Source organism: Sanguibacter antarcticus (assembly GCF_002564005.1).
GTDB classification, from domain to species: Bacteria; Actinomycetota; Actinomycetes; order Actinomycetales; family Cellulomonadaceae; genus Sanguibacter; species Sanguibacter antarcticus.
In genome coordinates this window covers 2313195-2334455 of the sequence record NZ_PDJG01000001.1, presented here as the reverse complement: position 1 = coordinate 2334455, position 21261 = coordinate 2313195, and the positions used below count along the sequence as shown (strand labels likewise).

17 protein-coding genes are annotated in these 21261 nt (G+C 70.5%); 8 read left to right on the top strand and 9 right to left on the bottom strand.

Going from position 1 to position 21261, the window contains the following annotated elements:
* Window positions 1–328 precede the first annotated feature (328 nt).
* The 5 genes from ATL42_RS10685 to ATL42_RS10665 form a co-directional block, all read right to left on the bottom strand.
* Complete coding sequence (locus tag ATL42_RS10685) at window positions 329–1798, bottom strand: GGDEF domain-containing protein (protein ID WP_098455322.1); 1470 nt, start codon at window positions 1796–1798, stop codon at window positions 329–331.
* 137 nt (window positions 1799–1935) lie between these two features.
* Complete coding sequence (locus ATL42_RS10680) at window positions 1936–3606, bottom strand: ribonuclease J (protein ID WP_098456510.1); 1671 nt, start codon at window positions 3604–3606, stop codon at window positions 1936–1938.
* 120 nt (window positions 3607–3726) lie between these two features.
* Window positions 3727–5358 carry a peptide chain release factor 3 gene (locus ATL42_RS10675; protein WP_098455321.1) on the bottom strand — a complete coding sequence of 544 codons (1632 nt, stop codon included), beginning with the start codon at window positions 5356–5358 and terminating at the stop codon, window positions 3727–3729.
* Between the two features lie 107 nt (window positions 5359–5465).
* Entirely contained in the window at window positions 5466–7025 is a 1560-nt protein-coding gene (locus ATL42_RS10670; RefSeq protein ID WP_143556742.1) for a SpoIIE family protein phosphatase, read from the bottom strand.
* A complete protein-coding gene (locus tag ATL42_RS10665) occupies window positions 7022–7819 on the bottom strand; it encodes an alpha/beta fold hydrolase (RefSeq protein WP_098455319.1) in 798 nt (265 codons plus the stop codon). The genes ATL42_RS10670 and ATL42_RS10665 overlap by 4 nt, the downstream gene beginning before the upstream one ends.
* 111 nt (window positions 7820–7930) lie before the next feature.
* Here ATL42_RS10665 and ATL42_RS10660 point away from each other — a divergent pair, with 111 nt between their 5' ends.
* Window positions 7931–8944, top strand: coding sequence for an aldo/keto reductase (locus ATL42_RS10660; RefSeq protein ID WP_098456509.1), 1014 nt, complete (start codon window positions 7931–7933; stop codon window positions 8942–8944).
* 4 nt (window positions 8945–8948) lie between these two features.
* Window positions 8949–9668 carry a ThuA domain-containing protein gene (locus tag ATL42_RS10655; RefSeq protein WP_098455318.1) on the top strand — a complete coding sequence of 240 codons (720 nt, stop codon included), beginning with the start codon at window positions 8949–8951 and terminating at the stop codon, window positions 9666–9668.
* Window positions 9669–9678: 10 nt separating this feature from the next.
* Here ATL42_RS10655 and ATL42_RS10650 read toward each other — a convergent pair whose 3' ends face one another.
* Window positions 9679–10983, bottom strand: a complete 1305-nt coding sequence (locus tag ATL42_RS10650) for a diguanylate cyclase (protein ID WP_098455317.1) — start codon at window positions 10981–10983, stop codon at window positions 9679–9681.
* A gap of 161 nt (window positions 10984–11144) precedes the next feature.
* The gene (locus ATL42_RS10645) at window positions 11145–11588 is read right to left on the bottom strand and encodes an ATP-binding protein (protein WP_098455316.1); all 444 of its coding nucleotides are present in this window, start codon (window positions 11586–11588) and stop codon (window positions 11145–11147) included.
* Window positions 11589–11767: 179 nt separating this feature from the next.
* Here ATL42_RS10645 and ATL42_RS10640 point away from each other — a divergent pair, with 179 nt between their 5' ends.
* Window positions 11768–12124, top strand: coding sequence for an STAS domain-containing protein (locus ATL42_RS10640; protein WP_098455315.1), 357 nt, complete (start codon window positions 11768–11770; stop codon window positions 12122–12124).
* A gap of 38 nt (window positions 12125–12162) precedes the next feature.
* Here the strand turns inward: ATL42_RS10640 and ATL42_RS10635 are convergent, their stop codons facing one another.
* On the bottom strand, window positions 12163–14424 hold the full coding sequence (locus tag ATL42_RS10635; protein WP_098455314.1) for a SpoIIE family protein phosphatase: 2262 nt from the start codon (window positions 14422–14424) through the stop codon (window positions 12163–12165).
* Window positions 14425–14468: 44 nt separating this feature from the next.
* Window positions 14469–15692, bottom strand: a complete 1224-nt coding sequence (locus tag ATL42_RS10630; protein ID WP_098455313.1) for an ROK family protein — start codon at window positions 15690–15692, stop codon at window positions 14469–14471.
* Window positions 15693–15787: 95 nt separating this feature from the next.
* Between ATL42_RS10630 and xylA the strand changes: the two genes are divergently transcribed.
* From xylA to ATL42_RS10600, 5 genes are all read left to right on the top strand, one after another.
* Entirely contained in the window at window positions 15788–16969 is a 1182-nt protein-coding gene (xylA, locus tag ATL42_RS10625) for a xylose isomerase (RefSeq protein WP_098455312.1), read from the top strand.
* Window positions 16969–18426, top strand: a complete 1458-nt coding sequence (gene xylB / locus ATL42_RS10620; RefSeq protein ID WP_098455311.1) for a xylulokinase — start codon at window positions 16969–16971, stop codon at window positions 18424–18426. Before xylA ends, xylB begins: the two co-directional genes overlap by 1 nt.
* 536 nt (window positions 18427–18962) lie before the next feature.
* Window positions 18963–20303, top strand: coding sequence for a GNAT family N-acetyltransferase (locus ATL42_RS10610; protein WP_098455310.1), 1341 nt, complete (start codon window positions 18963–18965; stop codon window positions 20301–20303).
* 8 nt (window positions 20304–20311) lie between these two features.
* Entirely contained in the window at window positions 20312–20896 is a 585-nt protein-coding gene (locus ATL42_RS10605; RefSeq protein WP_098455309.1) for an EndoU domain-containing protein, read from the top strand.
* Window positions 20896–21240, top strand: a complete 345-nt coding sequence (locus tag ATL42_RS10600) for a hypothetical protein (protein WP_098455308.1) — start codon at window positions 20896–20898, stop codon at window positions 21238–21240. Before ATL42_RS10605 ends, ATL42_RS10600 begins: the two co-directional genes overlap by 1 nt.
* Window positions 21241–21261: the final 21 nt, after the last annotated feature.

Below are 21261 nucleotides of genomic sequence, written 5' to 3'. Positions count from 1 at the left end.
GAGCCACGTGACGCTGACGACCACGAGACAGAGGAGGCCCCCGAGCTCGACGACCCACGGAAGAGGGGCGGTCAGTCTGCGGACCCGGAGAGCGACGACGACGGCGACGGCCGGAAGGACGGTCGAGGCGAGGGACACGCTGCCACGCACGACACCGTCGCTCAGGGCATAGGCGCAGCACAGCACGAGCGTGACGACGGACGCCGCCACTGTGGTGCGGTGACCGGAACCTCTCGGCCTCGATGCGGTCATAGTGCTTCTCTCATCGGCACCTGCTGCCGGATATGAAGAAGAGGGTCCGGGCGGTGTGCTCGGGCGTCCTCGACCGTCAGCCGGCTGAGCGATCGCGCCGCTTGTCGGCGTACATGCGCGAGTCGGCGAGCGACAGGACCCGTTCGACCGTGAGGTGCTCGCGGTCCGTCACGGTGACGGACCCGATGCTCACGCCCAGCCGAACCACGGTGTCCTGGACGGCGATCGGTTCGGCGAAGACATCACGCACCCGGTCGATGGTGAGCGCCTCGAGCTCGTCGTCCTCGCACGGGTGCACCACGACGAACTCGTCCCCACCGAGACGTGCGACGAAGTCGTCGTCCTGTGCGCACGCGCGCAGGCGTGCCCCGAGCTCGGCCAGCACCGCATCACCGGCTCCGTGGCCGTGGTCGTCGTTGATCGCCTTGAAGTCGTCGAGGTCGAGGAAGCACACCCGTGCTGCAGCCAGGGTGCCGTCTTCGACGTGCTGCACGGTCTCAGTGAGGTGGGCTGTCGCGGCCCGCCGGTTCGGCAGCCCGGTGAGGTCGTCGTGGTGGGCCTGGCGCTCGAGGTCTGCCCGGGCGGTCTCGAAGAGGCCCGCGAGCTGCCAGACCCGCACGAGGAACAGCGGGACGACCACGAGCGACCCGATGATGAGGAGCGAGGGATCCGCCCCGGTGCCCTGGATCTCGAGGACGCCGGCGAAGAGGAGGTTCGAGCAGACGGCGAGGCCGAGGACGACGAGGTGCGGGACGGTGAGCGCCTGAGCGCGGACACGTCCTGGGGTGCGCAGCTCCGAGCGCGAAGGGTGCGCGGCAGCGGCGGCGAGCGCGAGGAACGAGGTGATCCAGATGATGTCCGTGACCGTGCCCCCGGTGGTCGTCTCCGCCAGCAGCGTCGTCGCGGAGAGCATGGTGGCGACGAGCGCAGCCAACGCTGAGACGAGGAGGTACGCGAGAGTGGGACGCGCTGAGCGCGCAGTGAAGGTGGCACGGGCGACGGCCCCGGTCGTGCCGCACACGAGCATCGCTGCGAGAAGGGTGAGCGACCGTAGGGCGCCCCCGGCGTCCTGCGCGTCGAGCGCCGGGGCCAGCACCAGCATCCAGAGAAGTCCCGCAGCGCTCACCGAGAGGATCGCGGCGTCGATGATCGCGCCACCGTCGCCGCGGGCGATCGGGATGACGATGACGACCGCGGCGGCGAGCATCCCGGTGTACGCGACCGCGAGGGAGATGCCCAGCACGAGTCCGGCCACCTGTTCGTCGCGCTCGAAGGGCAGGTCGGTGAACCATGCGACGTCGCGGACCGTGGAGAACAGGAGCGATACGAGGGCGATGACCCACGGCGTGACGGACGGAGGCCGCGAGCGTGCGAGCATCACGACGATGACGACGATCGGGACGAGCGTCGCGAGGAGGAACGCGACCCCGCTCGGGAGACCGTCCGTCAGGGCGCGGGTCGTCCCGAAGACGAGGAGCGTCAGCCCGAAGCCCACGTGTGCCGTGAGTGCGGCACGTGAGTGTTCTCGTGGAGTGAAGATGGACATCCAATCGACCGCCTCGGGTCGTCCATGAGGACCTGGATGGAGGACGTGCTCGCGTTCACAGTGTGCACCTGATGCACGAGAGCCCGCACGCGGGTGCGTGCGGGCTCTGAGCTGGTGCGGGTGCTTCGTGGTCGGTCTCAGGCGTCGACGACGATCGCGTTGACGAGGGGCTCGCGGCGGTAGGTGCGCTGGAGCCAGCGGGCGACGGACTTGGCGATGACGCCTTCGATCTTGTCGATGTCGCCGGCGTCGCGCTTCGGCAGCTGGGCGAGCGCCTTCTCGATCTCGACGACGGCCGCGTCGAACGTGTGCCCGTCGTGGACGAACCCGCGGGTGATGAACTCGGGCTTCTCGGCCATGACACCGAGGTCGAGGTCGACGAGCGCGAGGACCGTGACGATGCCCTTCGAGCCGAGCGCGCGGCGCTCGGCGAGCGTGTCCTCGGTCGCTGCGCCGACTGTCTGACCGTCGACGTACACGTATCCGGCAGGCACCTTGCCGACGACCGACAGCTTGCCGCGGACGAGGTCCATGACGGTCCCGTCCTGCGCGATGATGACGTTGTTGGCGGGCACGCCCGTCTTGACGGCGAGCGCCGCGTTCGCGCGCATGTGACGGGCTTCGCCGTGGATCGGGATGACGTTCTTCGGCTTGACGATGTTGTAGCAGTACACGAGCTCGCCCGCGCTGGCGTGGCCGGAGACGTGCACCTTGGCGTTGCCCTTGTGGACGATCGTCGCGCCGAGGTCGGTGAGCGAGTTGATGACGCGGTAGATGGCGTTCTCGTTGCCCGGGATGAGCGAGCTCGCGAGCAGGACGGTGTCGCCCTCTTCGACCTTGATGACGTGCTCGCCGTTGGACATGCGGGAGAGCGCGGCCATGGGCTCGCCCTGCGACCCGGTGCACACGAGGCAGATCTTGTCGGCAGGCATCGACTCGAGCTTCTTGAGGTCGACGACGAGGCCGCGGGGGATCTTGAGATAGCCGAGCTCCTCGGCGATCCCCATGTTGCGGACCATGGACCGGCCGACGAACGCGACCTTGCGGCCGGACTCGTGCGCCGAGTCGAGCACCTGCTGGATGCGGTGCACGTGGCTGGCGAAGCTCGACACGATGACGCGCTTCGGTGCGTTGCGGAACACCGTCTCGATCGCGGGGACGAGCTCCTGCTCCGACATCGTGAAGCCGGGGACCTCGGCGTTGGTCGAGTCGGTCATGAAGACGTCGACGCCCTCTTGGCCCAGGCGGGCGAAGTGGTTGAGGTCGGTGATCCGCTTGTCGAGCGGGAACTGGTCCATCTTGAAGTCGCCCGTGTTGAGCACGATCCCGGCACGGGTGCGGATGGCGACGGCCAGCGCGTCGGGGATCGAGTGGTTGACCGCGACGAACTCGAGGTCGAACGGGTTCTGCTTGGAGGTGTCGCCGGCCTCGACCTCGATGGTGCGAGGGCGGATGCGGTGCTCCTTGAGCTTCGCGGTGATGAACGCGAGCGTGAGCTTGGAACCGATGATGGGGATGTCGCTGCGTTCCTTGAGCAGGTACGGGACACCGCCGATGTGGTCCTCGTGGCCGTGGGTGAGGACGATCGCGACGATGTCCTTGAGACGGTCGCGGATGGACGTGAAGTCGGCGAGGATCACGTCGACGCCGGGCTGGTGCTCCTCGGGGAAGAGCACGCCGCAGTCGACGACGAGGAGCTTGCCCTCGAACTCGTACACGGTCATGTTGCGGCCGATCTCGCCGAGACCGCCGAGGGGGGTGATGCGCAGCCCGCCACGGGGGAGGGGCGGGGGTGCGGAGAGGTTCATCTTGACGGAGCTGAGCAAAGCGTTACCTTCAGTCGTGAGGGGCCTGGTGAGGCCGGGCTGACCGGTCCGGGAGTGCAACCGGTTCGTGCTGTTTCTTCGTTCTTCAAAGATGTGGGCTCGTCACGTGGCGACGAGCGGGTCGAGCACCGCTTCGGGGAGGCGGTTGCGGACCGAGGTGACGCGCCACCGGTCCGGGAAGAGTGCCAGGTACTCGCCGTCCTCGCGCTGGAGGACCTCGACACCGAGCTGCGCGTTGAGCGCCTCGATCCAGTCCGCCGTGGTGCGCAGGGCGATCTCGTACTGCAGCCGGTCGAGGGTGACCGGTGAGTTGAACTCTGTGCCCATGCGGTGCTGTGCGACCTCGAACTGCATGGGGCCGACGGCGGCGAGCACCGGGGCCTGGTCGCCGCGCAGGTCTGAGCGCAGCACCTGCACGACGCCTTCGGCGCCGAGCTGCATGACGCCTCGCTGGAACTGCTTGTACCTGGACACGTCCTTGGCTCGCATGACTGCGAAGTGCTCAGGTGCAAACGTCGGCAGTGGTGGGTACTCGACCGGCTTGTCCAGGTACAGCGTATCTCCCACTCGGAGGTTTGCGGCATTGACGAGGCCGATGACGTCACCGGGGTACGCGGTGTCGACGATGTGGCGCTCGCGCCCGAAGACCTGCTGAGCGTACTTGGTGGCGAACGGTCGCCCGGTCCGGGTGGAGGTCACGACCATCCCTCGCTCGAAGACGCCGGAGCAGATGCGGGCGAACGCGAGGCGGTCGCGGTGCGCGGTGTCCATCCCGGCCTGCATCTTGAACACGAAGGCGGAGAACGGCGCCTCGACCGCCCGAGGCTCGCCGCTGACGGTCGGACGCGGTGACGGGGAGGGGGCGACGTCGACGAGGACGTCGAGCAGGGCGTGGACGCCGAAGTTCTGCACGGCTGAACCGAAGAGGACGGGAGTGGTCTCGCCGGCGAGGAACGTCTCGTGGTCGTGGTCGGCGCCCGATGCTTCGAGGAGCTCCGACTCTTCCACCGCGGTCGTCCATGCGGTGCCTTCGCGGGCGAGCGCTGCCTCGGGGGCCATGTGCTCCTCGGGGGCGATCGTCGTGCCTCCGACCGTGCGGGTGAAGCGGGTGTAGTCGCCGGTGCGTCGGTCGATGACCCCGCGGAAGTCGCCGCCGATGCCGACGGGCCAGGTGAGCGGCGTGGGGACGAGGCCGGTGCGGTCCTGGATCTCGTCCATGAGCTCGAGGGCGTCCTTGCCCGGGCGGTCCCACTTGTTGATGACGGTGATGAGCGGGATGCCGCGGTGCTTGCAGACCGCGAAGAGCTTCATCGTCTGGACCTCGAGGCCCTTGGCTGCGTCGACGAGCATGACTGCTGCGTCGACGGCGGACAGGACGCGGTACGTGTCTTCGGAGAAGTCGGCGTGACCCGGGGTGTCGACGAGGTTGATGACCGCGTCACGGTACGTGAACTGCAGGGACGCAGAGGTGATGGAGATGCCTCGGGCCTGCTCCATGTCCATCCAGTCGGACACAGTGCGCTTGCCGGCCTTGCCGTCGGCGCGGCCTGCTTCGCGGATCGCGTGGGCGTGCAGCGCGAGCGCTTCCGTGAGCGTCGACTTCCCGGCGTCAGGGTGGCTGATGACCGCGAAGGAGCGGCGCCGCGAGGCCTCGGCGAGGACGACGGTCGGGTCCGCGCCGGAGCCCGGCCCGGTCTCGGGGACGGTCTCGCTGTCTGGGGTTGCCTGGGGCACTGCACATCCTGCACTCGTCGATGGTCTGGGGGTGGGCGCGCGGAGGTGGTCGGGCCCGCTCCCCATTGTCTCGTGGATCCGGAGTGCTCCGGACACCGGGGCCATTATCACCCGGTCGGCTCGCGTCCTGCCTGGCTCGGGCCCCGCCAGGTCAGCAGGAGCACGCACACGTCGTCGTGTCCTTCGCCCGGGCGGACGAGCCGTTCCATGAGCGCTGCGGTTGCGTCGTCGGGGAGGCGGCCGGGCAGGTCGCTCGCTGCGGCGAGGAGGTCCTGCAGCCGGTCGGGCAAGGACCGGTCCCGGCGTTCCACGAGGCCGTCCGTGTAGAGGAGCAGCTGGTCTCCCGGTCGCAGGTGCACCTCGGCGTCGGTGCGCGCGCGGGCCTCCACCCCGAGCGGGACCGACCGGCCGTCCCACAGGAGGCGTGGCGGCCTGTCGGCAGAGATGAGCACCGGTGGCAGGTGCCCGGCGCACGCGTACCGCAGGCTGCCGGTCTGGAGGTCGATCTCGCCGTAGGCGAGCGTCGTGGACGTCGCTCCGTCGAGCTGCCCGGCGAAGGCGTCGAGCCGGGTGAGCAGGGCTGCTGGTCCGACGCCGGGGCCTGCCACCGCGCGCACCGCGCTGCGCAGCTGGCCCATCCGGCTCGCCGCGGTGAGGCCCTTGCCGACCACGTCACCGACCACGACGGACAGCACGCCGTCCTGGGGCAGGAACGAGTCGTACCAGTCTCCGCCGACCGTGAGCCCGACGACGCCCGGACGGTAGGCCGTCGTGACGACGAACTGCTCGCTGCACGGCACCTCGGAGGACAGGAGCGAGCGCTGGAGCTGGTGCGCGACGTTCGCGTTCTGCTCGTAGAGCGTCGCCCGGTCGAGCGCCAGGCCGCCTTGCTGTGCGATGCCCGAGAGGGCGTCGAGGTCGACCAGGTCTGCGGCAGCGTCCGTGCTGGGCGCGACCGAGAGCACTCCCTGGAGGGCAGATATCCCGTGCAGCTGGACGACGACGCGCCCGTGACGCACCTGGGCGACGCGGCCGGTGGGGTCGGCATCAGGTCGAGGTGAGGTCTCTGGGTCTTCGGCGACGGACGCGATCGCCCGGAGCCCGTGCGCGGGGTCCGGGACCCAGAGCGTCGCCGAGCGTGCACCGAGCGACTCGGTCGCCGCGCCGAGGAGCGCGTCGGCGACGCTCATGACGTCGGCTGCGCTGGAGAGGGCCGAGGCTGCACGCAAGAGCAGCCGGGCGCGTGCCTCCGACGTCTCCGCCGCCGCCCGCGCCGCGAGCAGCTCACGCTCGTACCGGGAGCGCTCGCGTGCGCTGGAGAGCGCGACCTGGACGACGCTCGTGGTCGCGTCGGACCCCACGACGACGGCGCTGAGGAGCACGGGCAGGCGTCCGTGCGCGCCCTTGAGCTCGAGCGCCACCTCGTCGAAGCGCCCGTCGGCGTGCAGGAGGGGCGACAGGTGCGTCTCCCAGTAGATCCGCCCGCCGACCGTGAAGAGCGACGGCAGCCGGACCCGGTCGACGACGTCGGACCGCTCGCGTCCGAGCCAGCGCAGCACCGTGGCGTTGGCCTCGAGCACCGTGCCGTCGAGGCGCAGGGTCACGAGTCCGCTCGGGCTGTGCTCCCACCTCTCGTGCGGTGGTGGGACGGGAACGGAGTCCGTCACGCGGCGAGATAGGTGGTGATCGCGGCGACGAGCTGGTCGGGGGCGCTGAGGTTGGGGCAGTGGCCGACGGTGTCGAGCACGACGAGACGGCTGTTCTCGAGGTGCTCGTGGACGTACGTGCCGACCTCGATCGGGGCGATGACGTCGTGCTGGCACTGGACGACGAGCGTCGGGACGCTCAGCCCGTCGAGGTCCGCACGGTTGTCGGAGAGGAAGGTGGTGCGGGCGAAGTGCCGGGCGATCGCCGGGTCCATGCGGCAGAAGCTCGCCGTGAGCTCGTCGCCGAGCTCGGGCCGGTCCGGGTTGCCGATGATGATCGGAGCGATGTGCGCAGACCAGCCGAGGTAGTTGTCGTCCATCGTCTCGAGGAGCTCGTCGATCTCCTCCTGCGAGAAGGCGCCGGGGTAGCCGTCGTCGTCGATGTATCGGGGGCTCGGGCTCACGAGGACGAGAGAGGCGACGAGGTCGGGGCGCTCTCGTGCGACGAGGACGCCGATCATCGCGCTCACCGAGTGGCCGACGAACGTCACCGGGCCGAGGTCGAGCGCGTCGAGGATCGCGACGACGTCGGCGGCGTAGCCCTCCAGCCGGCCGTGGCGCACAGGGTCGAACGCGGAGTCGTCTGACCCGCCTGCCCCGACGTGGTCGAAGAGCACGACGCGGTGGGTGGCCTCGAGCTCCGGGGCGACGAAGCGCCACATCCCTTGGTCGCACCCGAACCCGTGGGAAAAGACGATCGGGGGGCCGTCGGGGTTCCCGACGACGCGGACGTCGTGCTTCGTCAGCGCATCCATGCCACGAGGTTACTGGACACGGGTCGGTGGGTGCCCTCCCGCCCGGTGGGCGTGCCGTGGAATGATCGAGACGTGAACCATTTCCTCGCAGCAGACGACCGTTATTCGACGATGCCGTACCGCCGCAGCGGACGCAGCGGGCTCGACCTGCCAGCGCTGTCGCTGGGTCTCTGGCACAACTTCGGCGACACCACGCCGCTCGACACCCAGCGCGACGTGCTCCGCCGTGCGTTCGACCTCGGCATCACCCACTTCGACCTCGCGAACAACTACGGCCCGCTCGCCGGGTCCGCCGAGGAGAACTTCGGCCGTCACATGGCCGCCGACCTCCGTCCGTACCGAGACGAGCTCATCATCTCGAGCAAGGCCGGCTACGACATGTGGCCCGGCCCGTACGGCAACGGCGGCAGCCGCAAGTACCTCCTGGCGTCGCTCGACCAGTCGCTGAGCCGGATGGGCCTCGACTACGTCGACATCTTCTACTCCCACCGCCCCGACCCGTCGGTCCCGATCGAGGAGACGATGGGGGCGCTGCACACCGCCGTCACGAGCGGCCGGGCGCTCTACGTAGGCATCTCGAACTACACGCCTGCCCAGACGCGCGCCGCGCAGCAGGTGCTCGCCGATCTCGGTACCCCGCTCGTCATCCACCAGCCGAGCTACTCGATGTTCAACCGTCACGTCGAGCTCCCTGACGCGGGAAACCCTGACGACGCCGACGCGACCGGCCTGTCGTTGCTCGACACCGTGGGCGATCTCGGCATCGGGATGATCGTCTTCTCCCCGCTCGCTCAGGGCATGCTCACCGACCGCTACCTGTCCGGCGAGGTCCCGGCGGGCTCGCGGGCTGCTGTCGGGCACTTCCTCAAGCCCGAGACGACGCTGAGCGCGACGTACCTCGAGCGGGCGCGCGGCCTCGACGCGATCGCGCAGGGCCGCGGCCAGAGCCTCGCGCAGCTGGCGCTCACCTGGTTGCTGCGCGACGACCGCGTCACGTCTGCACTCATCGGTGCAAGCAGCGTCGCCCAGCTCGAGAACAACGTCCAGGCCGCGCACGCAGCACCCCTGACGTCGGACGAGATCGCGGCGATCGAGGCCTTCGCGATCGACGGAACGAACCGCTGACGCCATGACCTCCTCAGACGTGAAGAAGATTCTCCTGGTGTCCGGTCGCGGCCGGTACGAGGACGTGTGGCACGACATGGCCGCGACCTCGCACCGGGTCGCGACGGTGCTCAGCGAGGCGGGCCACGAGGTCGTCGTCCGTGGGTCGTTTCGTGACGCCCTCGACGACCTGCAGACCGCAGGCTTCGACCTGCTCGTCGTGAACACCTCCCCGGGCCGGACCGACGCCGAGCACGACGGCGACGACGCCTCATGGGCCCCGTTCCACGAGTCGGTCCGCGCGTGGGCCGACGCAGGGCGGCCGGTGCTCGGGCTCCACCAGTCGGCGAGCTCCTTCGCCGACAGCGAGCACTGGGAGCGCATCCTCGGCGGCCGGTGGGTCGAGGGGATGTCGATGCACCCGCCGATCGGCCCGGCGACGTTCACGGTCTCGGATCCTGACCATCCGGTGGTCTCGCCGCTCGTCTCACGGGTGTCGGGTGCGGTGACCGCGTTCGACGAGCGGTACAGCTACCTGCGGGTCTCCCCGGAGGTACAGGTCTTGCTCACCCAGCGGCACGACGGGGTGGTGCACCCGGTCGTGTGGGTGCACGAGGCCGGCGGTGTCCGCGTCGTCTACGACAGCCTCGGGCACGACGTCCGCTCGTACGACTCGGCCACCCGTCGGACGCTGCTGCGCAGCGAGGTGGCATGGCTCCTCGGGGAGGCCCCGCTCCCACGCTGAGCCCGGGCGGTCACTGACCGACAGCCTGGCCCGTCCCTGCGCGCTTCGAGCGGTACATCGCGGCGTCTGCCTCGGCGACGAGCGCGTCGGGAGACTCCTCGAAGCTGTCGGTCCACGCCACCCCGACGCTGGCGCTCGTCGCGATCGTCATGCCCTGGTGCTCGACCGGCTCGCGGAGGAGGTCAGCGATGCGTTGCGCAGTGTGCAGAGCGTCGGCAGGGCCGCCCACGTCGGGGCACACGACGACGAACTCGTCGCCACCGACCCGGCCGACGACGTCGCGGGACCGGCTCCCGGTCCGCATCCGGTCGGCTGCCGCGGCAAGGACGGCGTCGCCCATCGCGTGACCGAAGCGGTCGTTGACGGACTTGAAGCGGTCGAGGTCGACGAAGATCACAGCGATCCCCCGCTGCGTGACCGTCTTCTCGCCAGCCATGGCGCCGTGCAGGGTCGCCATGATCGACGCCCGGTTGTGGCACCCGGTGAGCGAGTCGACAGTGGCGCGCACCGCGAGCTCGTGGCGCAGGACGCTGGCCTGCGTCACGTCTGTGAGCGAGCAGATCGCGCCGGAGACCTGGCCCGTGTCGGTGGTGAGCGCACGCAGCGCGACGTGGAAGACGCGTCGTGCGAGACCCGGGGCGTCCACCTTCACCTCGATGTCGCCGTCCTGGGCGCGGGTGAGCACCGCCTCGATGGTGTCCCTGACGAGCGCGGAGTCTTCCGGCGCGCACCAGCCGAGCTGGTCCACGAGCGTGGTCGCGGCAGGGTTGCCCACGAGAAGCGCCGTGCGGTCGTTCTTGTGGACGATCCGCCCGGCCTCGTCGATCTGGACGACTCCGGACGGAAGCGTCTCGGTCAGCCGGTGGAGGAGCTGCTCGCGGGCACGCAGCTGCTCGTGGTCCGCGCGGATCCGGTCGATCTCGCTGCGGCCGTCCTCCGTGGTGATGACGGCGAGCAGGACTCCGTGGCGCGGGCGGGCGTCCACGAGGTGGAGTGCCACGGCGCCACCGTCGACGAGGTCGACCGTGGTGTCGGCGACCCGTGCGCGCAGGACCGCGTCCCATGCGTGGGCGACGCGCTCACGGTGAGCGGGTGCGACGAGGTCGAGCGCGCTCGGCGCGTGCAACGAACGGTGGGTGTGGATCAGCCGGTCGGCCTGGCGCTGGCGCTGGCGGCCGAGGCGGAGGGCCGGGGGAGCAGCGACGAGCGAGCCGTCGGCACGAAGACCGGCGACGGTCGCTCCAGGGTGAGTCCGGAGGAGACGCGCGACCACGCGGTCGACGTCAGCGAGCTCCAGCGGTTGGCGGTTGACCATGCCTGACGTATCGACACCTACCGCGGGTACTTGAATCCTCGAGGACAAGAGCCCTGGGTGATCCGTCCGTTCGCTCCCGAAAATGATGCCTCCCCGAGGCAGCAGGTCTGACGAGCCAGGGCCGCGTCGGCGACAGGCCCGGTGCTGCAGGTCTGGGTCGGTCAGGCCTGCGGCTCGTGGTGGAACGGGAAACGTGCCCAGATGTGCTTGGTGCGGTCGGTCACGTACCAGCCGACGTCGAAGGCGAGCCGCTGGGCGAGGACGAGGCCGAAACCGCCGGCGCCCATCTCTCGCGCCTGGGCGATGACCGGCTCGCTGGACACGTCGTGGTCGGCGACGTCCAGGAGGTGCTCGTCGGTGTTCGCCATGAGAGTGACGATCGTCGGCGGCTTTCCGTGGCGAAGGGCGTTCGTCGCGAGCTCGCTCACGACGAGCACCATCTTCTCGGGGACGTCGTCGAGCGCCGAGCCTGAGCGGAACTCGTCACCCGTGAGCTCCTTGAAGAGCGATCCTCTGAGCTGGCCGAGACCTTCGATCGAGTCGAGCAACCACGTACGACAGACCTCGAAGTTCTCCGGTGGTCGCCCTGCTTTGATCTCGCTCACTCGATGAACCTCTCCTCGGGGTCGGCTTGTGGGGGTGTGAAACAGAAGTCGAACTATGCCATCGCGTCGCGAGGCTCGCTGCGTGACGCGACGGCCTGCGTTCGTCCGCAGCAGAGGCTCACAGGATAGGTGGCGCTCGTGTGGAACGGTCCGCACCGTTCTGCAATAGTGTGCTGTTGATGACGCCAGAGCGACTGAAGGAGACCATGGGCAACGCCGAGGTCGGAGCGTTCGCGCTCGACGACAAGAACGAGAGCCGCTGGATCCTCACGGGAGAGATCGACATCTCCGTGCACGAGAAGTTCCGTGAGGTGTGGTCTGTCGACCGCCGCTCGGCGACCCCCGTCGACGTCGACATGAGCGACGTGACCTTCATCGACTCGAGCGGCCTGCGGATCCTCTACGACGCACGGCGTGCGACCCCTGAAGACGAGGTGCCGACCCTGACCAACGTTCCCGAGCGTGTCCGGTGGATCATCGACGTCACAGGGCTCACCGAGATGTTCCGGCTCGTCCCGGCGGCTCCGGAGTCCTGAGCCGCCGAGCAGCCGGCCCGCCCCAGGCGCTCCGCACCTCACCGGTCTCGGCAGAGGATCAAGAGGGTCGCGTCGTCGTAGGCGCCGGACGCATGGGACAGAGCCATCGCGTCGTCGATCCCACGCCCTGAGGTCAGCGCCTGCTGGAGACGCTCCACGCCGTCGTGCAGGGACTCGGTGCGACGCTCGACAAGACCGTCGGTGAAGAAGGCGATGCCGCCACCGGCCGGGATCTCGAGTCGACCAGACCGCACCTCGCCCGAGAGGACCCCCAACGGAGCGGAGCCGAGCGGCCGCGGCCACACCGAGGAGTTGTCGGCGGCGAGCAGGAGCGGCGCAGGATGGCCGGCCGAGGCGTACCGGACAGTGCCGTCGTCGAGGTCGACGAGAGCCACCAGCACGGTTGCGAACTGGTCGGGAAGGATCCACCGCACGACGCGATCGAGCTCGGCGACGGCACGGGCTGGGTCCTCGTCGCGGACGAGCACCGCACGCAAGGCGTTGCGCACCTGCCCCATGACTGCCGCGGCCCGGGGGCCGTGCCCCGCCACGTCTCCGACGACCGCGGCGAGGGTCCCGCTCGGCAGCATGAGGGCGTCGTACCAGTCGCCTCCGATGCGTCCGCCGTCCGCGGTCTCGTAGCGGGCCTCGAGGGTCCAGCCACGCGGGGCGGGCAACGACGACGGCAGCATCGAGCGCTGCATCGCCTCCGCCGCACGGTCGTCGCGTCGTGCACGCAGGTAGAGAGCCTCGACGAGGTGGCTGCGGATCGAGGAGGCGGCGTCGACCACGTCGGAGTTCCACGCCTCGCTGTGCCCTCGGACGACCTCTCGCCAGAGGTCGAAGGACTTGCGCGGGCTCAGCCGGACGTCTCCGTCGAGCGTCGTCGAGCGGACCTTGTCGTGCGGGTCGCCGCCCCAGTCGACGTCGCGGCTCGTCTCGTGCCGGAGCCAGAGCACCGCCTGCCCGTCGGGCAGCCGTGCAGCGAGCATCCCCGTCGCTTCTGGGGCCGACGGCAGGGACGGGGCTGACAGGGTCATCGAGTCGGTGACGACGATCTCTTCCTCCTGCGCGCACACCCAGTCGACCAGGGCGCGGCAGGTCGGCTCGTCGGGGACGTCGCCCGTCGTCGTGAGGTCACCCTCCGTGAAGAGGACCACGCCGTCGGCGTGCGTGAGCGTGAGGAGGCCGTCGTCGTCGGTGAGTGCCTCCCCGAGACGGCGCACCTCGTCGCGGCTTCGTGCCACGAGTCGCGCGAGGATCGCGGCTGCACGGCGGGACTCGGTGAGACGGTCCTCCTCCACCTGGGCGACGAGCCGCAGGGACAGGGTCGAGCCGAGGAACTCCGCGGCCGCTCGCACCCCGTAGGAGGGCTCGTGCGGGCCGGCGTAGTGATGGCAGGCGATGAGCCCCCAGAGCCGGTCGTCGCGCATGAGGGAGATCGACATCGATGCCCGGACGCCCATGTTGGCGAGGTACTCGAGGTGGAGGGGGGAGACGCTGCGCAGGGTCGCGTGGGTGAGGTCGAGCGGGGCGCTCCGCACGGGGTTGACCGTCGGGACGATCTCCGACGGTGTGTACGCGACGTCCGAGATGAGGCGGATCCAGCTCTTCTCGTACAGCGCGCGGGCCTGGGCAGGGATGTCCGAGGCGGGGTAGCGCAGCCCGAGGAACGGGACGAGGTCCGCACGCTTGGCCTCGGCGACGACCATGCCGTTGTGGTCCGCGTCGAACTGGTAGATCATCACGCGGTCGAAGCGCGTGAGGGTGCGGACGTGGCGTGCGGCGAGCTCGAAGATCTGGTCGAGGGAGCCGGCGCTGTTGAGGTCGACGACGGCGTCGCGGACGGCCTCGTACGTGTTTCCGAAGGTGAGCGGACGTGGGCCCTGGGGTCGTTCCAGCTCGATGACGACGAGCGCGTCGTCCGGGCGGCCGTCGGCGGTCGGTGGACGGTGCAGGATCGCGTCCATCTCGAGAGTCTGGCCGTCGACGTCGACCTCGACGAGGAGGGGGTTGCGTCCCTGCAGGCGTGGTGAGGTCATGAGGTGTCGTGCCACAAGGTTCGCCCCGGACGCGCCGATGGCCACGTCGAGGGGCTGGCCCAGGATCTCCTGCGCGGAGCGTCCGAGCTGGTCGGCGACGTTCGTCGAGCACTGCAGGACGACGAGGTTCACGGCGCGCAGGGCGATCAGGCACCCGCGTGGCTGGACGCGTCCGGGGATGTGGATGGGCTCGCGCGCGCAGTTGTCGAGGTCGACGACCTCGTCGGGCGCGAGCAGCGGCTCGTCGGGGTCAGGCATCGGGTCCGGTCGAGGTGGGCGTCGTGAGCATGCGAGAACGATACCTAGCCGGGTGGCCGCGGGGCTGCAAGCCAGGGGGTCGGGTCGCTCACGACGTCGGCGAGAGCCTGGCGCGCTCCGCCGATGGTGGCCGCACCGGTGCCGACCGGTGCGCGGTGCACCGCGAAGGTCGACCACCGGGCAGCGAGCACCCGCGTGGTCAGCTCGGTGAGGACGACCTGCTCGAGGAGGTCGGCGAGCTCGGAGTACGCGCCGCCGAGGAGGATCGTCGGGACGTCGATGAGGTTGACGAAGTCGGCGAGCGCCGCGCCGAGGGCGTGGCCTGCGCGGTCGAGGGCTGCGACGGCGGCGGCGTCGCAGTCGCTCACGGCGTCGACGAGGTCGGCGATCGTCGAGCCTCGGGGCAGGCGCGCGGCGCGCAGGAGGGCGTCGGTGCCGGCGTACTGCTCGAGGCACCCGGTCGCGCCGCACGAGCAGGCGGGCCCGGCAGGGTCGACGACGACGTGCCCGAGCTCGCCGCTCCATCCGCGGCCGCCGAGGAAGAGCCCCCGGTCGAGGACGATCGCAGCGCCGATCCCGACGTCTGCGGACACGTAGAGGAACGAGTCGGGCGTGCTGTCGTCGGTGCGTAGGCGGGAGAGCTGGGCGAGCGCTGCGAGGTTGGCTTCGTTGGCGAGGGTGATCGGTGCGCCGTCGACGTGCGCGGCGATCGCACTCGTGTCCAGGGGGGAGAGATCGGCCCACCCGAGGTTGGGCGCGGTGCGCAGCGTCGAGGTCTGGCTCTCGACGAGCCCGGGGAGGGCGAGGCGGACGCCGGCGATGCGCGGTGCGGCGCCGGCGCGGCGCACGTGGGCGAGGAGGTCTGCGGTGAGGTCGCCGAGGAGGCGCAGGGTGCGGGCGGGGTCGCTCGCGTGGAAGTCCCCTGGTGCGGTGATCGATGCGAGCGTGGCGCCGGTGAGGTCGAGGACGGTGCCGCTGAGGTAGTCGACGTTGATCTCGAGGCCGATCCCGACGAGCGTGGCGCTGGCGGGGACGAGCGGGACGGCCGGGCGGCCGGCGCGGCGCGAGTGGGTGGGGGCGAGCTCGGCGACGATGTGCGACTCGATGAGGCGGTCGACGAGGGCGGAGACGGTGGCCCGCGTGAGACCGGTCGCGGTGGCGACCTCGGCGCGCGAGGGTGGGGTGTGCGCGGCGAAGATCTCGCGTGCGACGACGGCGAGGTTCTGTTCGCGCAGCGAGTGCTGCCCGACTGCAGGGCTGGTGTCCATGGTGTTGACCTTAGCCGCTCATGGGGTTAAGTTCATCCATACAACTAATCGCGACGCCAGGTCGCGACGACGACAGTCTCAACGAGGAGAACCCCGTGTCTGCACCCTCCGGAATCAACTACTCCTTCGGCCTCTGGACCGTGGGCTGGAACGCGCAGGACCAGTTCGGTTCCGCGACCCGCCCCCACCGCGACCCCGCCGCCTCCGTGCGCAAGCTCGCCGAGCTCGGCGCGTGGGGCTTCACCTTCCACGACGACGACGTGGTTCCCTTCGGCTCCGACGACGCCACGCGCGACCGCATCCTCGGCGAGCTGAAGACCGCCGCCGACGAGAGCGGCATGACCATCGAGATGGTCACCACCAACCTCTTCAGCCACCCCGTGTTCAAGGACGGCGGCTTCACCTCCAACGACCGCTCCGTGCGCCGCTTCGCGCTGCGCAAGGTCCTGCGCAACGTCGACCTCACCGCCGAGCTCGGTGCCAAGACCTTCGTCATGTGGGGCGGCCGCGAAGGCTCCGAGTACGACGGCGCCAAGGACCTGCACGCCGCCTTCGAGCGCTACCGCGAAGGAGTCGACCTCGTCGCCGGCTACATCAAGGAGAAGGGCTACGACATCAAGATCGCCCTCGAGCCCAAGCCGAACGAGCCTCGCGGCGACATCTTCCTCCCGACCATCGGCCACGCCCTCGGCTTCATCGCCGAGCTCGAGCACGGCGACATCGTCGGGCTCAACCCCGAGACCGGCCACGAGCAGATGGCAGGCCTCAACTACACGCACGGACTCGCCCAGGCGCTGTGGTCGGACAAGCTCTTCCACATCGACCTCAACGGTCAGCGCTCCATCAAGTTCGACCAGGACCTCGTGTTCGGTCACGGCGACCTCCTCTCGGCCTTCTTCACGGTCGACCTCGTCGAGAACGGCTTCCCGGGCACGCCCGACGGCCCCCGGTACACCGGCCCACGCCACTTCGACTACAAGCCCTCGCGCACCGAGGTCGAGAGCGGCGTCTGGGACTCCGCGTCCGCGAACATGGAGATGTACGAGATGCTCGCCAGGAAGTCGAGCGAGTACCGCGCCGACCCCGAGGTGCAGGCAGCCTTCGAGCAGGCCGGCATCTTCGAGCTCGCGACCCCGACGCTGGGTGCCGGCGAGACGGTCACCGAGCTTCTCGCCGACCGCTCGGCGTTCGAAGACTTCGACCCCGAGGCCGCCGCTCAGCGCGACTTCGGCTTCGTGAGCCTCAACCAGCTGGCCCTGCGCCACCTCATCGGCTGATGACGGCTCCCACCACGTCGCCCACCACCGGGTCCCCCCGGACCCTGGTGGCGGGCGTCGACTCCTCGACGCAGTCGTGCAAGGTCGTCGTCCGTGATGCGCAGACCGGAGCGCTCGTGCGCTTCGGCTCTGCGCCGCACCCCGACGGCACCGAGGTCGACCCCGCCGCGTGGTGGGAGGCCTTCGGCGCCGCCGTCGCCGTCGCCGGCGGGCTCGACGACGTCTCCGCGCTGTCCGTCGGCGGGCAGCAGCACGGCATGGTCGTGCTCGACGCGCACGGCGACGTCATCCGTCCAGCGCTCCTGTGGAACGACACCCGCTCGGCCCAGGCCGCGATCGACCTCACGGCCGAGCTCGGCGGACCGCAGGCGTGGGCCGACGCGACCGGGTCCGTCCCCGTCGCGTCGTTCACCGTGACAAAGCTGCGCTGGCTGGCTCAGAACGAGCCGGAGAACGCCGCCCGGATCGCTGCCGTGTGCCTGCCGCACGACTGGCTGACCTGGCAGATCTCCGGTGCGGGCGGCACGCCCGGCGCGGCCAGAGACCTCTCCGCGCTCGTCACCGACAGATCCGACGCCTCAGGGACCGGCTACTTCTCGGGAACCACCGGCAAGTACCGTCTCGACCTGCTCGACCTCGCCCTCGGCGAGGGCGCGTCCTCACGGATCGTCCTCCCGCGGGTCCTCGAGCCGGGCGAGAGCATCCGTCTGGACGACGGCCTCGTGCTCGGTGCCGGTGCCGGAGACAACGCCGCGGCCGCACTGGGCCTCGGCATGGTGCCCGGTGACGTGACGATCTCCCTCGGGACCTCCGGTGTCGTCTCCGCCGTCTCGGCGGTGCCTGCAGCGGACGGGACCGGCATGGCAGCCGGGTTCTCCGACGCGACCGGGGCGTACCTCCCGCTCGCGTGCACCCTCAACGCCAGCCGCGTGCTCGACGGCGCAGCCCGGATGCTCGGCGTCGACCACGCCGGGCTCTCCGCGCTCGCGCTCAGCGCACCAGCAGGCGCGGACGGGCTCGTCCTCGTCCCGTACCTCGAGGGCGAACGCACACCCAACCGGCCCGACGCGACCGGGACCCTCCACGGTCTCCGCCTCGCCACGACCACCCCGGCGCACCTCGCGCGCGCCGCGGTCGAGGGCATGCTCTGCGGCCTGGCCGACGGGCTCGACGCGCTGCGCGCCCAGGGCGTCGAGGTCACCAGGCTGCTGCTCGTCGGCGGTGGAGCACGGTCCGACGCGGTGCGGCACATCGCCCCGCAGGTCTTCGGGCTCCCCATCGAGGTGCCGCAGCCGGGGGAGTACGTCGCCGATGGCGCCGCACGCCAAGCAGCCTGGGCCCTCTCCGGCGAGGCCGACGCCCCAGACTGGGGCCCGCCCGCAGGCACCAAGGTGTTCGAGGCACCGGTCGAGCCGGTCATCAGGGAACAGTACGCGGCGGTCCGCGACCTCCTCTAGGGCGCCGGGCCTGGCCTGGCCTGGCTCGGCTCGGCTCGGCCTGGCCTGGCTCGGCTCGGCTCGGCTCGGCCTGGCCTGGCTCGGCTCGGCTCGGCCTGGCCTGGCTCGGCTCGGCTCGGCTCGGCCTGGCCTGGCTCGGCTCGGCCCGGCCCGGCTCGGCCCGGCCCGGCCCGGCCCGGCCCGGCCCGGCCCGGCCCGGCCCGGCCCGGCTGGGCTGGCTGGGCGGGCTGGGCGGGCTGGGCTGGCTGGGCGGGCTGGCTGGCCTGCCCACCCCACCGCCGCGCTGATTTCGGCACTTTTCGTCGAGTTCGGCACTCCGTGCTGCCGAACTCGACGAAAAGTGCCGAACTCGCGGGGCTTGGGAGCGGGGCTTGGGAGCGGGGCTCGGGAGCCAGAGACGGCAGCCGGGCTCCGGGGTCGGCTCCGGGACCGGAAGCAGGATTCCAGGGCAGTGCTCAGTACCTGGACCTGGTTCGGGACAGTCGGTCGGCGGGGCGAGGAGGCGCAGGACGGGCACCTGCTTCTAGGGTGGTCGGATGAACCACCTCGACGAACGTTACGAGATCCGGCACTTCGCACCAGCGCTCGACGGAGACGGGGCTGATGCCGCGACAGCAGGCTGGCTCGCCTCGGTCCAGCTCGCCTTCCACGAGAAGCGGTTCGCGACCCCCGCGCGCGAGTCCGCCGCGACACGACGCATCATCGACGACCGTCGCGAGCTCACCGGCGTCTACGAGCGAGCGGCAGCAGACCGTCCCGTGCAGGACGTTGCTCTCGGCGCAGACCACCCGGTCGGTACCTTCACGTCCTTCACCAAGACGCTCGACGTCGGTGGCGGCGTCCTGCTCGACGCGCACCTCATCTCCGACGTGACGGTCCGCCCGAGCCACCGCCGTCGGGGAATCTTGCGAGCGATGATGGTCGACAACCTCGGTCGTGCCGCCGAGGCCGGACTCGCCATCGCCGCGCTCACCGCGTCCGAAGCGACCATCTACCGGCGCTTCGGCTTCGGCGCCGCCACCCACGTCCGCAGCGTGCGGGTGCAGTCCGACCACCCCGCTCACCTCCTCAGCGTCCCGGCCGGGAACGTCGAGCTCGCCGACCCGTCACGGCTCGGCGAGAGCGCCCGACGCGTGTTCGAGACGTTCCACGCCTCGACGCCCGGCTCGATCGACCGCCACGCGCGAGAGTGGGGTCGGCTCCTCACCGGGAAGTCCGACGAGACTGAACCTCAGCCCGACGCACGGTCCGAGGCCGAACCGGACCCCGGCCTGCGTGCCGCGATCCACACGTCGCCGGGCGGCGAGGTCGACGGATACGTCACCTACGTCGTCGAGGAACGGGGAGACGTGTCGTCGCTCACGGTCGTCGACCTCGTCGCCGTCACGCCCGATGCCTACCTCGGCCTGTGGGAGCTGCTCCTCTCGATCGACCTCGTCACCGAGGTCGTCTGGCGGACGGCGCCGCTCGACGACCCGTTGCACCACGCGCTCGCGGACAGCCGGCGGCGCAGGGTCACCGAGGAGAACGATCTCGTGTGGTTGAGGATCCTCGACCCAGTCGTCGCGCTCGAGGCACGGCCGTACAGCGTCGAGGACACGCTCACCCTCGAGGTCACCGACAGCCTCCACCTGGCTGACGGGGTCCTGCGCGTCGAGACCCGGGCAGGGTCCGCGACGGTCACCCGGCAGCCCGAGGGCACGCCAGCAGACCTGGAGATGGACGTCGCCGTGCTCGGCTCTCTCTACCTCGGCGGCACCGACCCGGTGACGCTCGGCGCCGCAGGCCTCGTCCACGAGCGGACCGACCGCGCCCTGCTGCGCCTGCGCGCCCTGTTCGCGCAAGACCGCCAGGTGTACGGGATCACCCGGTTCTAGGTGCATCCGTGACTCTGACCCTCGTGTCCGGCGGGACGGCCGGCAGCAGCAGCATCGTCCGGCGGCTGGCTGCGGCAGCCGCCGCGCTGGTCCTCGCTCTGGGACTGTCCTCGTGCTCGTTCCTCACATCGTTCGACGACCTGTCGAGCGAGCCTGCTGCCGGAACTCTGGAGGCAGCCCTGGACGACCTCGTGTCGACGGAGAGCTTTGCCGACGACGGCACGGAGCACATCCTGTCGGGAGAGATCAACAGCAGGGGCCAGGCCGTCGGCTACCACTCGACCGCGCTCGGCGACCTGGCGTCGGGCGAGGTCGTTCCTGGGACGCAGAGCGCCCAGGACGGCCACGGCCTCTACAAGGCCCAGGTCGTGGTCGACGGCACGGGCAAGACCAGCAACGACGGCTACTCGACGTTCTTCCCCGATGCGTGGACGGCCCAGCAGGTCGTCGACGCCATCAACGAGGCCTACGCCTCCCGGGTGTCCTCGGGCGACGGGGGCTACGACGGTGTGACGTCTGGCGGGATCAGCGTCCACATGTACCTCGACGACTTCGGCCTCGTCGTCACTGCCTACCCTGTGATGGAGTACTAGTGCGCGAGCACCGTTTTGAGCTCGTCGAGCAGCCCTGGCGCACCGTCGTGCGGGTGCGGCTCCCTGATCCGGCGGACGCAGGCCTCGAGGTGTTCCTCAACGAGAGCCCTCACGGGCGGACGCTGGCGCTCCTCGACTCCGTGCTCGCCGGGCAGTCGCCGACAGCGACCGGGGGCGGGGACCGGATGAGCTTTACGGCGGACGCCGAGCACGCGGTCATCACCGACCGGCTCGTCGACGTGCTCACGCCGGAGACGGTCGTCGCCGACGTCACTGTCTCGACCAGCGAGCTGCGCGACCTCGTCCAGGACCTGCTCGCGGCCCGGGCCGCGCACCACGCGTGAGACGACGCCGCGCGACGCCCC

Coding starts and splice junctions, on each gene's coding strand:
- ATL42_RS10685 (WP_098455322.1), bottom strand. CDS start 1,798: ATGTCCATCTTCACTCCACGAGAACACTCACGTGCCGCACTCACGGCA.
- ATL42_RS10680 (WP_098456510.1), bottom strand. CDS start 3,606: ATGAACCTCTCCGCACCCCCGCCCCTCCCCCGTGGCGGGCTGCGCATC.
- ATL42_RS10665 (WP_098455319.1), bottom strand. CDS start 7,819: ATGGATGCGCTGACGAAGCACGACGTCCGCGTCGTCGGGAACCCCGAC.
- ATL42_RS10660 (WP_098456509.1), top strand. CDS start 7,931: ATGCCGTACCGCCGCAGCGGACGCAGCGGGCTCGACCTGCCAGCGCTG.
- ATL42_RS10655 (WP_098455318.1), top strand. CDS start 8,949: ATGACCTCCTCAGACGTGAAGAAGATTCTCCTGGTGTCCGGTCGCGGC.
- ATL42_RS10650 (WP_098455317.1), bottom strand. CDS start 10,983: ATGGTCAACCGCCAACCGCTGGAGCTCGCTGACGTCGACCGCGTGGTC.
- ATL42_RS10640 (WP_098455315.1), top strand. CDS start 11,768: ATGACGCCAGAGCGACTGAAGGAGACCATGGGCAACGCCGAGGTCGGA.
- ATL42_RS10635 (WP_098455314.1), bottom strand. CDS start 14,424: ATGCCTGACCCCGACGAGCCGCTGCTCGCGCCCGACGAGGTCGTCGAC.
- ATL42_RS10630 (WP_098455313.1), bottom strand. CDS start 15,692: ATGGACACCAGCCCTGCAGTCGGGCAGCACTCGCTGCGCGAACAGAAC.
- xylB (WP_098455311.1), top strand. CDS start 16,969: ATGACGGCTCCCACCACGTCGCCCACCACCGGGTCCCCCCGGACCCTG.
- ATL42_RS10610 (WP_098455310.1), top strand. CDS start 18,963: ATGAACCACCTCGACGAACGTTACGAGATCCGGCACTTCGCACCAGCG.